This window comes from Zhongshania aquatica (genome assembly GCF_027257955.1).
GTDB classification, from domain to species: Bacteria; Pseudomonadota; Gammaproteobacteria; order Pseudomonadales; family Spongiibacteraceae; genus Spongiibacter; species Spongiibacter aquatica.
In genome coordinates this window covers 1-15,900 of sequence record NZ_JANZNQ010000022.1, presented here as the reverse complement: position 1 = coordinate 15,900, position 15,900 = coordinate 1, and the positions used below count along the sequence as shown (strand labels likewise).

Below are 15,900 nucleotides of genomic sequence, written 5' to 3'. Positions count from 1 at the left end.
ATTTTAACGCCATACATATCTGTTAATGATTTTTTCAAGTATATATTTTAAAAATTATTACATTTATTTTAAATACACTTATCGCGGACATAAAAAAACCCCTAGCATTTCTGCCTGAGGCTCAAACTTAATAATTAAACCAAATACTTAATGGACACAATCTCGAGATAACGACAGGGAAGTCGAGCGAAATTCGCTTGGCGTTTTACCATACTGCGTTTTAAATATGCGACTAAAAGTTGCGTAGTCATTAAATCCAATATCAAATACGATATCTGTAATTTTTCTATGGTTCTGACCATTATCCGCAAGCATATGCATAGCAAGCTCTAAGCGAGTATCTCGTATCAATCGCGCCGGTGTTGTACTGCTACCCTCAAAAAGCATATACAAAGATCTTCGAGACATACACATTGATGAAGCTAGATCGTCGGTACTAAAGTTTGAATTTGAAATATTTTCAAGTATAAAGCGCTGGACTTTATACAGCCTCGGGTTATCAAACTTCGACACGCCTTGAACTGCCGCCGAGCGATGAAGTGCCTTGGTAGTCATTAACTGAATAGCTTGAATAACAGTTAAGACATCTTCACTCGTTACGGAATCCTGGTCTGCAGCGGCAAGCGCCATCAACGAACCTAAGGCCGCATTAATTGAAGCTCCGTTCTGCAACCTAGTACCGCATATAAATTCACTAATATAATCCCAGCCGACACACGCTTGATGTGGCAGAGTCAGCACTGCGAATCGCGAGCTGTCGGTCATTCCGATTTTATAAGGGCGCGCTGTATCGCACACAGCAGCCTGCCCAGGAAGTATCAAACAACTTTTGCTATTTTGCTCTAAATGAATTTTTCCATTTAACTGCCAAATAATTTTTATAAATCCTGCATCTGCGACCTCTGCTAAATGCCGAGTTCTAATAACCTCGCCGTCAGACGCGCTAATCGTACTAAGATCTATTGCATTGACTTCATCATTACCAAAATGATGCGTACTTACTTCTGCCTCAAATTGCCCGCTAGTATTATTTCTGTGCTCTAGCCACGGAAAATTGTCGTGAACAAAATCCTGCCACTCACGAAAGTTACCAAGCTGCTTAGTATTGGAGGTACACCAACCTAACCGAGAAAACACAGCTTGATGACTACTTGCATCGAATACTTCATTCATTATTAGCTACTCTTTTATATAATTATTTAGCGTAAGCTGATACCGAATATTTCAAACCACTCAACAGACTAAGAGGTGCGGCAAAATTTCTAGTCCTTAAGCCTAAAACTGCCGCCCCCCCTTGGACGCCTAATCAGCTATGAATTTTCTACATTGCTTCTATTGATCTTCGCGACTTGAAGGGCTCTCACACCAATAATAAACAATGCACCAAGCGCCAAAACACCGAATAAATATGCGGGCCCAAGTGCCAATGCACTGAAAATATCGCCACTACCGAATTTATTGTCACCGAAGCTTAAACCACGGTTAGGCGTGAAGTTACCAAAGAAGTAAAAACCAACATTCCCCCAGCCATCAAGAATAATGATGTAACCAAGTATCTTCGCCATTTTCTCGGAAAAATTCAGCGTAGGAAGAACAAATGCCACAGCAATGACCATCATTCCATTCATCGCCGGCCCAGTATGCGCTCGCTTCCATCCCTCAGGAGTCCCCGGAATCTCAAAATGCACCATATATCCAGGTACAATTTCGAAGCCACCCACAAGATTCATCCAATAAAGCACACCAAATAATAACGTACAAAATATCATTAGGACGCCATGACCTGACATTTTATATTGCAAGCTAGAAAGCATATTACCAACCTCATGAAATAATTAGCTTTTGATAGAAACCTTGATTCTTAACAAAAGCCGTATTTTATTAGTATTTACCCTCGTAGAGCGTGAAGGCATTCATTCTTTGAGCCAGTACTGATAAGTGATATTACCGCTTATCAGCACTATTTTCTGGAGTTAGCGCACACTTCACATCATATGCGACACTTATATCAGCCAAAAGCGACAGGTATCTGCTAACTTAAACGTTACTTTACATGTCATTTTTAAAACTTTCTACTTATTTTTGTATCAAATTAATATGGCTACTTCGTATTTTTTCAAAATTACGGTAACTAATTGATTAAAAAGATTAAAATGTATCATGCGCTACGCATAGCCCCCTTACTCAACACAAGCTAAGTTACGGAAAGCACGGCGGAAGCTAGCAAAACAGCAATATATTTTATCACTACCACTGAAGCCGATTACTTAAGCAAACCGAGGTATTTTTTAGCCGGCTTAGAAATTAATACGTTTTACAGGTAGGGAGAATTGCACACAAGGTGAGGGGCAAGATTGCCTTACGCTACGTCAAAACCACTAGGGGTGATGATCATAAAACTAGGCAATGCGAAGTATAGAGCCCCGCCTCAAATAGCAAGCGACGCTCTACATAGATCGTTATAGGAATAAATGCTAATCAGTCAAAATGGTTATGACTTTTTCTTCAGTGTATGCCAAAACACCTGACAAACCACATTCCCGGCCGATACCGCTTGATTTTGTGCCACCCCAGGGTAGCCGAGCGTCAATCGGAGCCCAGCAATTCACTCCAACCGCACCCACCTTCAAGCCTCGAGCTAAACGGTGAGCACGCATCACGTCTTTAGTCCAAATAGTTGCCGCAAGCCCATACTGGGAGTCGTTAGCTATCTGCAACGCTTCTGCCTCGTCGGAGAAAGGAATCACTGTCGCTACTGGCCCGAAAATTTCCTCTCGGGCAATCGTCATTTGGTTTGTCGCCCGGGAAAATACTGTCGGCTTCACAAACCAACCTTTCTTATATTCGCTCTCGCCTCCAGCTAGTAATTTTGCGCCTTCGTCTACACCGGTGCGAATATAATTATTAACTCGATCAAACTGCCCTTTTTTAGCGACGGGCCCCATCTGTATACCGTCAGACCTTGGATCACCAACCGCTATCCCATTTGCTACCGCAGCCAATTTTTCGGCAAACTCATCTGCGATATCGTTGTGAACCAAAATACGAGAACCCGCGGCGCAAATTTGCCCCTGATTAAAGAAAACACCCATTGCGCACCCGCCAATGGCCGCGTCAATGTCTGCATCATTAAAAACAATCTGTGGACTCTTACCACCAAGCTCAAGCGATACTCGCTTAAACTGCTTACCTGCTACGCGCTGAATATCTTGCCCAACAGCAGGACTACCGGTGAATGTAATCTTATCAACACCAGGATGCTCTGCGAGCCCCCGTCCAATTACAATTCCCGAGCCAGTAACAACATTTACCACACCATCAGGAAAACCTGCTTCTTTACACAGTTTCGCTAAATGCAGAGCAGAAAGCGGGGTTTCTTCTGAAGGCTTAACAACTACTGTGCAACCAGCAGCGAGTAGAGGACCAAGCTTCCAGCAGGTAATCATGAACGGGGTGTTCCACGGCACAATTGCACCTACCACACCGACTGGTTGCTGCAGCGTATAAGAAAGCGTCGATCGCCCCATATACCCCGGAGTTGGAATAGTTCGCCCTTCAATTTTGTCAGCCCAACCAGCAGAGGTTCGCAATGTCTGCACTGAGTTCGGCAGATCTAATAACGTCGGCTCGATCCCGACACGGCCTATACAACGTGCGTCCATATCAGCAATCAGAGCTGAATCGCGCTCAACCAAGTCAGCAAGCTTATTTAGCAGAACACCTCGATCTGAACCGCTAAGCTTACTCCATTCACCGCCATCAAACTGACCTCGCGCAGCACTGACTGCGACATCCAAATCTTCTTTTGTGCCACGCGCGCATGTCGCAAACTCCGACTCGTCAACGGGGCTAATAAGTGACAGCCTTCCACCATCAGAGGCAGCCATATCCATTCCACTCACAAAGTGGTTAAGAGCAAGCGGCTCAAAACAGTTCGAATTATGCGTGCTCATATGTAATTCTCCTTTATAATTTTTTACAAGGTCAAGCTATCTAAATATCGCTGCTATAAGCCGCATAGCGCAAAACCAATCGTGCACAACGCATCGGTGGGGGTGCATATTTTGCACTAAGCAAAGAGCTCAACCCTCTTCGCTAATCTGCATCTCAGGAGTTAGATCGGTATAATTTATAACATCAGCAAGAATTTCCTTCCGGCTCGGGCCAAAACCGGCATAAAAACTCTCGACGCTTTCACAATAGATATGGCAACTAGCTATATATACTGGCGGGCTACCCGGCGCTGCTCCGCTCAACCCTCGATCTACCGAATATCTAACACAATAATCACCCATTTTTTCTTTCAATAATGGGAGATGTTTGTTTTTATAATACTCGTGGTCGAATATCGCACCGTCTTTATAGGGGTACATCACACTGACCTTAATCATATTTCCTCCGAAACCTGCTTTGTATTTATTTTATTTTCTCGATTATTATTGCCACAGCGTTTTCAGCACCATCACACACTGCGCAAAGAGCATACCGACCACCATTTCGCTCTAGCTGATTAATTGCAGTTATAACTAAACGTGCGCCGGCTGCACTTACGGGATGTCCAACTGCGATTGATCCACCATTTGAATTGATGCGCTCGGAGTCAACCGGAAGGTCTAGCTCCTGAATAATCGCCAAAACCTGAACAGCAGAGTCCTCACTTAGCTCTATACAATCCATTTGCAATAGCGACAAACCAGCAACACCGAGCACTTTGTTGATAGCGACAGCGGATCCAACACCTATTTGTTCTGCCGGAACACACACCATCGAGTGCGCCAATATTTTTACCCTAGGAATTAAACCGTATCGATTTGCGGCAGCCTCCGACGAAAGCAATAGCGCGCAAGCACCTACCCTGCCAGCCGAGATATTGCCAGCTGTCACTGTGCCACCTTTACCAGCGAGTGGATTCAATTTAGATAAATCTACAAGTGAGGTAGCCGATGCCGCCATGTAGTCCGCGCGAACAACGAAACCATTACTATCCTCAGGCTGCCTAACGGCCATAGTTTCTCGCTCAAAGAAACCTGTACCCGCGGCGCGGCGCCACCGCAAGCGACTCTGCAACGCAAACTCATCTTGCATTTCACGCGATATTGCAAAGCTGTTAGCCAAACTCTCCATAGCTTCTACATCTAAGCTAAGACCATTGCGCGAAGCAGCTGATCTCACTTCAAGTAAACAGCCATCTTCATTATTATTCGCGCTTAACAGAAAACTGGCGTCTTTGTGAATTTTATCTACGCCACCTGCAACAACTAAATCCCACTTTCCTGACAAGATTGCATCTGCCGATAAACTAACAGCATGCAAGCCTGAATTTACTGATCGACTAACTATCTCGCCAATCACTTCCGACGAAAACCCAGCTCGAACTGCGGCACGGTAAGCCGTATTGCCCCCGTCCTCATCGGTTTCATCAGCACAACCTAAGATTACGCCCTCCACTGCGGACCAATCTACACGTTTATTTCTGCTAATTAGGTTAGACATCGGCAGCGCGGCAAGAGCATCAACGTTAAATGAAGAAAGCAGGCCTTTGCCACTGCAGAATGGTGTCCTCACTGCACCACAAATGTAGACACTCATATCATCGACGATCTATAACACGCTTAGCTTTACCTACCGATCGCTCCATCTCACCTGGAGCTTGCAAATTAATGATAATAGTTATTCCGACGTAGGTTTTTACCAGATGCTGAAGCTGCTTAACGACCTCTTCTCTGCGGTCTATCGAAACGCCTGCCGCACTTTGATCTAGCTCTACGGACACAGATACAGAATCTAAATTTCCATCTTTTGAAACTTCAATTAGATAAATCGGCGCAAGCTCTGGGATTTTAAGTAAGAGCTCTTCAATTTGCGTAGGGAAGACATTCACGCCTCGGATAATAAGCATGTCATCCGACCTGCCTGTAATTTTCCCTATTCTTCTCATCCCGCGAGATGTCGGTGGCAATAGCTTAGTTAAATCACGCGTCCGATATCGAATAACTGGAAGCGCTTCTTTGGTAAGTGAAGTAAACACCAACTCACCTTCTTCGCCGTCTGGCAGAACTTCGCCAGTAATAGGGTCAATAATTTCCGGATAGAAATGATCCTCCCAGATTACCGGGCCGTCTTTCGATTCAACACACTCACTCGCAACCCCTGGTCCCATTACCTCTGAAAGTCCGTATATATCTACTGCGTCTATACCTGTGCGCTCTTCTATCTCCTTACGCATCGCATTTGTCCAAGGCTCGGCACCAAAAATGCCAATCTTCAGGCTGGTTTCTCGAGGATCAATACCTTGACGCTCAAACTCTTCTATTAAGTTGAGCATGTAAGATGGCGTAACCATGATAATTTTTGGCTTAAAATCTTGGATTAGCTGAACCTGCTTTTCAGTCTGCCCACCAGACATCGGAATAACAGTACAGCCAAGTCTTTCAGCACCATAATGCGCACCGAGACCGCCTGTAAAAAGACCGTACCCGTACGCTATATGAATAATATCTCCAGCACGGCCGCCTGCTGCGTATATGCTCCTTGCTACTAGATCAGCCCAGGTATCTATATCATTAGCGGTGTAACCAACAACTGTAGGCTTACCTGTCGTTCCGCTTGACGCATGAATCCTAACCACCTCCTCCCTCGGCACAGCAAAAAGACCAAACGGATAATTGTCGCGAAGATCTTGCTTCACCAAGAATGGAAATTGAGACAGATCCGAAAGCGAATTTATATCACCCGGATGAACCCCAGCCTTATCAAAGCTATCTTTATAAAATGGTACATTCTTATACGCATGCTCAAGCGTTTTCTTTAGCCGTAATAGCTGTAGCGATTCGATCTCGGCTCTACTAGCTACTTCAATTGGCTCTAGCTCAGATTTTCTGCGTGAAATTATATTGGACATATTCTTCTTCCTCCTGATATCAAGCAATATGCATCAAAAGACTTAACCGAACATCGCAGCTGGTGCAGAGGAAATGCCGAAGCGTGCAATCCCGCATTAGAAGTTAGTATGCCGGATTAAACCTTCAACCGTTACCACCGTTCGGACAAGAAATTTAACGGCAACATAGGTTATAGAAGCGCGGAAAGTATTGATTAAGAGAGCCTGCCACTCGCCGTCAGGATACAACGATATACCTACATTGCATATTTATGTATCATGTCTGTCATCACCTAAGACTGGAACTTAGCGCAATGACTTTTTATTCAATAGACGGAGTCACACCTTTCTTAGACTCTGAGTCCTATGTACATCCGAGCGCGGTAATAATTGGAGACGTAATCATTTCCAAAAAGTGTTATATAGGGCCGAACGCGGTATTACGTGGTGATTTTGGGCAGATCTATGTTGATGAAGGGTCAAATATCCAAGACTGCTGCGTCATCCATAGTTTCCCCGGAAGGCAAACCATACTAGGACGAAATAGTCATATTGGTCACAGCAGTATAATTCACGGGTGCACACTCGAAGAAAATTGCTTAGTGGGAATGAATTGTACAATTTTAGATAATGCTCATATTGGCGCGAACTGCATCATCGGCGCGAATAGCTTAGTACCAGACTCTTTTAGATCGCCATCAAATACACTCGTTTTTGGCTCCCCAGCCACGATCAAACGAGAATTAAGTACAGACGAAATAAAATGGAAAGAAAACGGAACTCTTGAGTATCAAAATCTTGCGAAGCGTAGTCATGACTCATTAATTGAATGCAGACCAGAACGAATTTGCAAGCCACAGGGCGTTAGGCTAACCAGTGCTTCACACCAAAGAAAGAAGGAATATATATAGTACGTTATTCGCTTTACGAATTAAGACAAGAAAAGTCACAGGGATACCAATTAGTAAAGGCAAATTAAGGCTCAAAATATGTGCTAAATTATTACCCACCGGCTAGATAAAATAATTAGTAATCGGAAATGGATATAAAATTATGCCTGACAGAACACGCGCACTATTTTTACTTAATGGATTTGGGCTACTTGCTTTAAGCCTACTCATAGGCTGGACTTGGTTTTTTGCACTACTTGAACGTATCGTACTATGGCCCCTCCCTATTGATATAGCTATAAGAATCCCAGACGATGGACGCGCATGGCGTATGGCTCACATGGAGGCAATCACGCACGGTTTAGTTCTTCTGGGTATTGGCGCGGGAGGCCGGCTTATAATACTTGGAAGCACTCAATTGAAATGGTTGTTCTGGTCTGCGCTAGCTACCACATGGCTATTTACCATCCAAGCCACCCTCAACGCGCTACTTGGAACTAGAGGCCTAGCATTTGGTGGCGGCCCATTTAAACCTGGGCTAGCAAATGACGTCATTTATCTTTCTGGATATATACCTGTCGTCGGTGTACATATCATGATCTCACTAGCCCTGCTCGGCGTATGGCATTTTCTAAAACAACAAAAGAATAAGTAAAATCCACCATCCATAATCAGGACTCGGGAAGATCAATACAAAATCTCCGAAGCAAACTATAAAAAAGCGCCCATTAAGGGCGCAAGTTGCGGGTAATTAAAAGCCTTAGGCTAAGCAGTCTGCATACCTTCGCTTAATAGCGACTCCATTTTCGGAATTGCTTGCTGAATTAGCTCACCCATAGCTTGAATATTTGCAGCGATCTCAGGATCATCAAAATCAAGTAGCGGACTAAATAGATCAGTTCGCGACTCGTTAATCCATTTCACAACCGCTGGCTCAGTTAACCAAACAGACATATTTATAGTATTTTTCAGAGCACAACGTAAGTAATCAATTTCAAGGTACGGCAGAGGAACGGCGCGACACAGCTCATTCTTGCGGTCTTCATCGGCATCAACATTACATTCAACGTTACCTATGAAGCCAGCACTGTAGACCTGCTGACACATGCGGACAGTCTGCAATGTAATCCTATTACCATCAAACACTTTAACTTCCGGCACTTTAGGCAAGCCATCTGCAGCGCAATCAATGAAAATGGCATTACTGGGAACGGGATGCCCCCCTTTAGACAATTTCATTTCTGTATTAGTCACAGCTTCAAGATAGCCCATCCGTACGATATTTTTAACTCTACGTAACTGCTCAAGCTCAAGAGGGGTGAAAGTTGCGCAACGCCAACGTGTAGGCTTGATTGCCGAATCTAGCTGGACAATCAATTCACGACCCGCAAGACGATCGTAAAAATCACGATAATTTTCGGCTTCAAGTGCGCACTGTAATATGCCAATAGCATATTGCGTCACTGGATCACTAAACTTCCTACCTGGATCAACAGTAAACCGGTCAAACATCCACGCGTCGGCTGGCATAATCCAAGTTATTCGGTCAGGATCAATGCCATTGCTTAACAAAAACAACACAGCATCCATCCCGGTTTTACCCGACCCCACAATAACAAAATTATCATAGTACGGAGCCACTCTAGGCAATTCATTGACCGCCACAGCTTTTGCATCCGCTGACAAGTCGAAGGTGGGGGCACGCTGTGAAGGTACAGTCACATTCAAATATGTTGAATCAACTATTTTCTTTGCACGAAACTCGTATATTTCGCCACTTACTAAGTTTTTAGCGGTACCAGACTCTTTGTCATATTCGCACATGGGAATATATTGAACTCGCCCAGAAGGCAGGAATCGCCGCCGCATCACGTTATCGAAGTAAGCTACTACTTCACGACCGCTCGCTAACTCATAGCACCCTTTATTCAAACCAAATTCATCTCGCTGATCCCCACCCAACTCCGTGGAGTTTACCCCGTAACATGTTGATGTTTGATGAAGACGCACGAAAGGATATGCGTAATTCCAATGACCACCGGGACTAAAATTTTTGTCAATAATGATAATAGAAGCTTCGCTATGAGAAAGTATCTCATCCGCGAACGCCATACCCATCCCGCCGGCACCAACAACTAAATAATCGGCTTCGAGAACTACTGTCATTTTTCACTTCCTCACAAATACTTCATTATTTTCTTATGCGATAACACAATCTAACTATCGCTAAATTGCACGATGCCACATTTTCGCGCTAAAGCTACGGCAATAACTGACGTACTGTGCAACTTCCTTCACAATAAGTGCAAATTTCTATATCTAGGCAAAAGCTCGGGAACATACGAAATTCGTCCTATGTTCTGCTAATTTATCAAGCTTTCGAAACTGAATTTGCCAATTATTGTAAATTTGCGGCTTATGCAACGCAGCTAAACCAAGAAATATACCAAACTTTTTTACGCTACATTAGCATCTTCTACCTCGCCATAAGTATGTATTTATAGTCAGGGGCGTTTATAGTGCACGTAAATGCCGTCATAATAGAATTTCGTTTGGCGAAATTATAAGCCGAAAAAAAGCAGCGCAATGTTTACAGCAGTATAAGATCGACTTCTTTAGCGCCTTCGAAACAAATCATTTCGTTTAACATTCAATTTGCGATTTAAAGTACTTGGTCACACCTACCCAATTCGGAAACTCCTCAGAACCATATAATATTAATTTTCCGTCGAAACGATCCTGCCCTTTTCCCGACGGCATATCGTCGATGAGATAATCGCCTTTGCTAAGAAGTTTATGCGGACTGATTATCAGATTTTGTACAACCGCCATTCCCAAATGGTTTTCGACCCAAATCCGCTTTTCCGCGTAACAATGAGGGTTCTTTACTGACGGCGCCGTCAAGATATATACATCCAATGCTGGGTGCTCGTGCAACCACATATACGAGTCGATTGCATCAGGCATCGGACCAAGACTTTCATATAGCCCTGGCACGCTTTGCGGAAAAGCCAGGTTTGGATACTTGGCTTTATGACGCGCAAAGCCGGTAGCATAGTCGCAAAGAACATGATCCATATCTACGTACACAATGGCTTTTTTCTCAGTCATTACACGCCCCGCCTTTCCAAGAACTGTCCTTCAGGTGTACTACGATTCTAAATTCCGCACAAAGCGGTAAGCCCGCCCCTCAGGTTTCACCTTATAAAGTTTGGCTGGCCTGCCTCGGGCGACCGTAGATTTTCCAGTATCTATCAATAGCTCTGCCTTCTCGATGCGGCGCCTAAATGATTTTTTCTCAAGGGTCGTCCCGATAATGACTTCATGGAGGGCCTGTAACTCGGTAAAAGTAAACTCATTCGGCAGCGCATAGGCTGGCACAATCGAATACAGGGCCTTTTGCTGGAGTCGCTCGTGCGCAAGCTGAATGATTTGTCCGTGATCAAAAGCCAAGTCTTTGGCACTCAACGCACTGACCTCCCGCCACTGTACGTCGGTCACCGAATCGATGTGTGGCTCACAGTTCACATGGGCCACTAATGCATAGAAAACAATGGTAACGCTCCAGCCACGAGGGTCCCGGCTTGCCCCGCCCTGCGAGAGCAATTGCTCAATATAAGGTGGCGCAATTCCCGTCTTTTCTTTCAGCTTGCGGATAGCACACATTTCCAAATCCACATCAGTGCCTTGCTCGATAAACCCACCAGGCAATCCCCACTTGCCGGCAAAAGGCGCATTGCCACGCTGTACGAGGAGAACCTTAAGCTTCTCGTCGTGAACCGTGAATAGCACACTGTCTACCGTGGTTAGCGGCACATCATAATCATGGATATTGTACGGGGCCGGTGATTTGGCCATGACACACCTCAGCTCGAACGTTTTTGCATTAGCTTCAATCGCTTAGCTAAATTCTAACAATTAATTGTCCAAAAGCCACTAAAAATACTTGACGCATAAGTGGCGATAAGACACTATCTAAATCACATAGTGTCTTATCGCCACAAAAGGAGCGCCACCATGCTAGGTTTTCAATACTTCAAAGCAGACCCCACTGTTCATGTTATTCAAACGAGCAGCGGACAAATCAAACGCCAAGGGAAAGGCTTAAGCTTTTTCTACTACGCACCCAAGACCTCGCTCACCGCAATACCGATGAGCGCGAAGGACGTGCCTTTCATCTTCAATTTGCAAACGGCCGACTACCAACATCTGCGCGTGCAGGGCCAACTCAGTTACAGAGCAGCCGATCCACAGAAGTTGTCCGACATGTTGAACTTCACCTTGAACGAAAACGGCAAGGAATACATCTCAGAGGATCCAACCACGTTAGGTGATCGAGTAGTTCGTGTGGCGCAAGGGGTGATACAAGAAGAGATTCAAACCACCACACTACGTCAAGCCTTAACGCGTCTCAAGGAGTTAGATACACGCCTTAAGACCGCACTTATAAGCAGCACACCTTTGCAGCAACTGGGGATTACCGTGATAGACGCCATGCTGGTCGCACTCACCCCCACACCAGAAACAGCCAAGGCACTTGAGGCTGAAGCCCGCGAATCTATTCTTAAAGATGCTGATGACGCTATTTACGATCGCCGGAAATCCGCCGTTGAGCAGGAGCGGACTATCAAAGAAGCCGAGCTGCAAACGGAAATGACAATTAACAATAAGCAGCAGGAAATCGCCGAGGCAGAGTTAGATAATCAGCGCACTCTGACCCGCAAGCGCGCCGAAACACGTGCGGAGCAGATGACTGCGGATATCAGCGCAGAGGAGACTCGTAAAGCACTAGTAGAGCTGGCGCAAACCAACAAGAAAATTGAAGCCGATGCTGAGGCATACGCCATTGAGATTCGGGCCAAAGCTGCCAGCTCGGTACCTGTTGAGTACGTCAAAGCGATGGCCATGGCCAGTATGGATCCGCAGCAACTGTTTGCGGTAGCCATGGACAACTTCGCCGTCAATGCAAACAAGATTGGCAGCCTGCATATCGGTCCAGATACCCTAAACAGCTTACTCAAAGACTATAACGGGTGAAGGAGTTGCAGTGATGGATCAAAGCACACGGATTATCCTCATTCATCGCAAAACACGACTGGCAGAACTTGTTGAACGGTTTAACACCGTCCAACAAGCCCGCTTCTACCTTGAACAATCGGGGGCTGACTTTGCAGACTATCAGCAAGAAGACAAAGACTACCGGCACATTTTGGAACAAGCCCGTCGCACTCTAGAAGCGCGCGGTCGAGTTCAGGTTCTTGAACGCGCAATGCTACCGAGCTACAGGTTTAATACTGATGATACCGTTGTTGTCATTGGGCAAGACGGTTTAGTCGCCAATACGTTGAAGTACCTGAATGGAAATCCTGTGATCGCGATCAATCCTGACTCACAACGTTGGGATGGTGTTTTACTGCCCTTTGTACCCGCAGATCTACCGTTAGTTATCGACGAAGTGCTTCGCAGAAAGCGAAGCCACAAGGAGATCACCCTCGCCAGGGCGAGCACCAACGACGGCCAAACCATGCTGGCCGTGAACGATTTATTTATTGGCCCTAAAAGCCACACCTCTGCCCGCTATGCACTCCACTGGGGAGAGCGCAGCGAAGTACAGAGTTCATCAGGCATCATCGTATCTACTGGCTTAGGCTCCACCGGCTGGTACCAAAGCCTACTCGCCATGGCGCAGGGTATTACTGGCACAATGACAGACCCACATGTCGGCAGCGGTTTTGCATGGGATGCCAAGATGCTGATGTTCACGGTAAGAGAGCCCTTCCCCAGCAAGCAAACCGGCACGACGTTAACACGTGGCGAGGTCAATGAACTAAGCCCGCTGCGAGTAGAATCTTTTATGCCGGAGAATGGGGTCATATTTTCAGACGGAATTGAGAGTGACTTTTTAACGTTTAATGCGGGATGTACAGTTGAGATTCGGCTAGGCGACGTAGCAGGGAGATTAGTAGCGTAATCCAACGAACCGCCTAAATATAATGCATCTGAAACAAAGATCAGAGAAGGTCTTGTAATGCGGATTGCACCTAGCGCAGTTGAATTTTGTGCTTTTCGACAAAGGCAGCAACCGCCTTCATGTCGCCAAAGGCTTTTAGCAGCATTTCGGACGCGCGGTCTTTAACCTCTTGGTCTTGGTCCGAGGTGAATAGCGTAATCCATGTTTTGACGAGAGCAACGGGCGGTTCAGGGTGGGTAGTCACATGCAGGTCCAAATGGGAGTGAATCAAAGTTTAGCCAGCGGCTGACGTGAGTTAACTTTCGGGCGCGAATAGCGCCACGAGACGCTCAAAGCTGTCCAGCGCCAGCTCAAACGATATCGTATTGTCATCGTCAGCATAAGACATGGCGTCGACAAATGTACGATACTCGGCGCTACTCGATTTTTTGTTGCCTATCTGTCTATGTGCGCGCACCAATGATTCATAGAGCGGGTCTTCTAGCATCCGCGGCCCACGTAGCTGATCGGCGGCAAAGGCTCTGTGCGCAAGACTAACAAACAACGCGGGGTTTGCCATGATCTCCCCATGCAATGCCGTTAAATCATGCAGGTGGCGTATGGTGGCCGGATCGTAGTTCTCATCACCACGCACGAGATTTAGTGTCCTCCACATCAGCGCATTGATTTTGTCACCAGCGATCTCTATCGGAGGCAGGCAAAGGATCTCAACTTCTGGCTCGCCACCAGTGTACTTAGCGATAATCGACTGAATGGGCTTTAGTACCGGCGCTTCATGAGGCTGTGTGAAGCTAAACTCCACCAACAAATCCGTCCTAAGCGCAGAAGAAATCTCAAAATTCTTTGGGTAGAGCAGCGGGACCTTAAAATGCTCACTCCCCTTACCTACGGACTCAGGATCTAAATCTATATGCTCAACACCACTCAGTGTCGCCAGCATCGATTCTCGGTACCGGCGCCTCACTTTTTTGTGGTGCGCTTGCGTACTCTCGTTCTTGTACTTGCACCAAAAATCCAGATCTTCAGAAAAGCGCTCAATTACTGGTGGCCCTTCGAGAGCGACGTGCCGCCCGAGAAGATCGTTACCATCTCATCACTCTCGTGGGCAGCGACCGCACGCAGGACTTGGACTGCATACCAGTCCTTTTCGATAAACGCCGGATCTATAACCAGTTCCGACGCAATCTCTGCAATGACTAGGGGATCAGGATACATTCCGAAGCTTTATCGATTTGCCATTAAAGGACATCTTGCGATTAACACGGCCTTTCACGGTGATAACACGGCCGGTGGGCACTTGTGTTGATTCACTGCTGTTGTAGCGCTCCACATCGGCATTTGGCATCAACTTCACCTTTAACTTTTCCTCAAGGGCCTCTCGCGCCAAATCGGGGAGCGGTCTGATGGGAATAATAGCGCCGGTCACTGACGACCGCTTAGCCTTGGCGTAGAGACCCTGTCCAAACCGAATTATCGTGTCCTCAGCCACCAGCTCACGCAAGGCGCGGCCCACCTGATCACGACCCGAGAGGTCAAAGAAATCCCCAGGCGTAAATACCGACCCCTTGCTCTTGTTAATACGGAGCCTGACTCTACTTTTCAACGTTTTGACGCGCATGGCAACCTCCGCAAATATACGACAATTATCTTATACAAATATACGACAATTATACACTACAAACATACGACATTCACATAGCAGCTAAATTTACCTGTAAATATCGTTATTGCTATATTTTTGTGATCTTCCAATCCTTAATCATAGCGATATTCCACTGCTATACCATTCTATAGACGGATAGGCTCACAATGTTGATAGAATACCACCCCACGAAAACGGAAATGCCGCCCCCTGAATCTAGGTACACACAGGATTGACTATGTATGTAGCAACCTTCTTACTGCCACCGTCAATCCCCGCGCATCTAATCGGCCATTTCCTGGACTGGCCATAAACTGATGTCTGGCGTCAACTATCTTGGCCGGTCGGCGACAACTATGATGGCCGGTTAGGTGGTTTCTCTTTTCACTGCTGATTTAGCCTTTTCAACATATTGTTGCTTACGATAACTTTCGCCCTCAAGTTCAATGATGGTCGCATGATGAATCAGGCGGTCAATGGCGGCAACGGTCATCATTCCGTCTGTGAATATGCTGTC

Annotated in this window: 17 protein-coding genes; 4 read left to right on the top strand and 13 right to left on the bottom strand. The window is 45.9% G+C overall.

The genetic code is table 11. The features are described 5' to 3' along the window. Nucleotides 1–147 precede the first annotated feature (147 nt). The 6 genes from O9X78_RS17040 to paaK all read right to left on the bottom strand — a co-directional run bounded on the left by O9X78_RS17040 (nt 148) and on the right by paaK (nt 6,901). The gene (locus tag O9X78_RS17040; protein WP_269620911.1) at nt 148–1,173 is read right to left on the bottom strand and encodes a helix-turn-helix domain-containing protein; all 1,026 of its coding nucleotides are present in this window, start codon (nt 1,171–1,173) and stop codon (nt 148–150) included. 137 nt (nt 1,174–1,310) lie between these two features. Continuing rightward, entirely contained in the window at nt 1,311–1,814 is a 504-nt protein-coding gene (styC, locus tag O9X78_RS17035; RefSeq protein WP_269620910.1) for a styrene-oxide isomerase StyC, read from the bottom strand. A gap of 660 nt (nt 1,815–2,474) precedes the next feature. Beyond that, complete coding sequence (locus O9X78_RS17030; RefSeq protein ID WP_269620909.1) at nt 2,475–3,953, bottom strand: aldehyde dehydrogenase family protein; 1,479 nt, start codon at nt 3,951–3,953, stop codon at nt 2,475–2,477. A 129-nt stretch (nt 3,954–4,082) separates the two neighbouring features. Next, nucleotides 4,083–4,391, bottom strand: a complete 309-nt coding sequence (locus O9X78_RS17025) for an EthD family reductase (protein ID WP_269620908.1) — start codon at nt 4,389–4,391, stop codon at nt 4,083–4,085. Between the two features lie 25 nt (nt 4,392–4,416). After that, nucleotides 4,417–5,589: an acetyl-CoA C-acyltransferase gene (locus tag O9X78_RS17020; protein ID WP_269620907.1), complete on the bottom strand. Its 1,173-nt coding sequence runs from the start codon at nt 5,587–5,589 to the stop codon at nt 4,417–4,419. Between the two features lies 1 nt (nt 5,590). Continuing rightward, complete coding sequence (paaK, locus tag O9X78_RS17015) at nt 5,591–6,901, bottom strand: phenylacetate--CoA ligase PaaK (RefSeq protein ID WP_269620906.1); 1,311 nt, start codon at nt 6,899–6,901, stop codon at nt 5,591–5,593. Nucleotides 6,902–7,152: 251 nt separating this feature from the next. Between paaK and O9X78_RS17010 the strand changes: the two genes are divergently transcribed. Further along, entirely contained in the window at nt 7,153–7,791 is a 639-nt protein-coding gene (locus O9X78_RS17010; RefSeq protein WP_332108532.1) for a gamma carbonic anhydrase family protein, read from the top strand. Between the two features lie 142 nt (nt 7,792–7,933). Next, entirely contained in the window at nt 7,934–8,425 is a 492-nt protein-coding gene (locus O9X78_RS17005) for a styrene oxide isomerase (protein ID WP_269620904.1), read from the top strand. 110 nt (nt 8,426–8,535) lie between these two features. Here O9X78_RS17005 and O9X78_RS17000 read toward each other — a convergent pair whose 3' ends face one another. The 3 genes from O9X78_RS17000 to O9X78_RS16990 form a co-directional block, all read right to left on the bottom strand. Further along, nucleotides 8,536–9,936 carry an NAD(P)/FAD-dependent oxidoreductase gene (locus tag O9X78_RS17000; RefSeq protein ID WP_269620903.1) on the bottom strand — a complete coding sequence of 467 codons (1,401 nt, stop codon included), beginning with the start codon at nt 9,934–9,936 and terminating at the stop codon, nt 8,536–8,538. Between the two features lie 477 nt (nt 9,937–10,413). Beyond that, nucleotides 10,414–10,881 (bottom strand): 5' nucleotidase, NT5C type, encoded by a 468-nt coding sequence (locus O9X78_RS16995; protein WP_269620902.1) that lies wholly within the window; start codon nt 10,879–10,881, stop codon nt 10,414–10,416. Between the two features lie 39 nt (nt 10,882–10,920). Continuing rightward, nucleotides 10,921–11,628 carry an NUDIX hydrolase gene (locus tag O9X78_RS16990; RefSeq protein ID WP_269620901.1) on the bottom strand — a complete coding sequence of 236 codons (708 nt, stop codon included), beginning with the start codon at nt 11,626–11,628 and terminating at the stop codon, nt 10,921–10,923. 159 nt (nt 11,629–11,787) lie between these two features. Between O9X78_RS16990 and O9X78_RS16985 the strand changes: the two genes are divergently transcribed. Both O9X78_RS16985 and O9X78_RS16980 read left to right on the top strand, forming a co-directional pair. Beyond that, nucleotides 11,788–12,807, top strand: a complete 1,020-nt coding sequence (locus tag O9X78_RS16985) for an SPFH domain-containing protein (protein ID WP_269620900.1) — start codon at nt 11,788–11,790, stop codon at nt 12,805–12,807. Between the two features lie 13 nt (nt 12,808–12,820). Continuing rightward, complete coding sequence (locus O9X78_RS16980) at nt 12,821–13,741, top strand: diacylglycerol kinase catalytic domain-containing protein (protein ID WP_269620899.1); 921 nt, start codon at nt 12,821–12,823, stop codon at nt 13,739–13,741. Between the two features lie 70 nt (nt 13,742–13,811). Here the strand turns inward: O9X78_RS16980 and O9X78_RS16975 are convergent, their stop codons facing one another. The 4 genes from O9X78_RS16975 to O9X78_RS16960 all read right to left on the bottom strand — a co-directional run. After that, nucleotides 13,812–13,985, bottom strand: coding sequence for a hypothetical protein (locus O9X78_RS16975; protein ID WP_200842743.1), 174 nt, complete (start codon nt 13,983–13,985; stop codon nt 13,812–13,814). Nucleotides 13,986–14,036: 51 nt separating this feature from the next. Then, nucleotides 14,037–14,780, bottom strand: a complete 744-nt coding sequence (locus O9X78_RS16970; protein ID WP_269620931.1) for a nucleotidyl transferase AbiEii/AbiGii toxin family protein — start codon at nt 14,778–14,780, stop codon at nt 14,037–14,039. A gap of 165 nt (nt 14,781–14,945) precedes the next feature. Further along, nucleotides 14,946–15,359, bottom strand: a complete 414-nt coding sequence (locus tag O9X78_RS16965; protein WP_269620898.1) for a DUF6088 family protein — start codon at nt 15,357–15,359, stop codon at nt 14,946–14,948. Between the two features lie 391 nt (nt 15,360–15,750). Next, on the bottom strand, nt 15,751–15,900 hold a 150-nt coding region (locus tag O9X78_RS16960; RefSeq protein WP_269620930.1), incomplete at its 5' end, for an ATP-binding protein.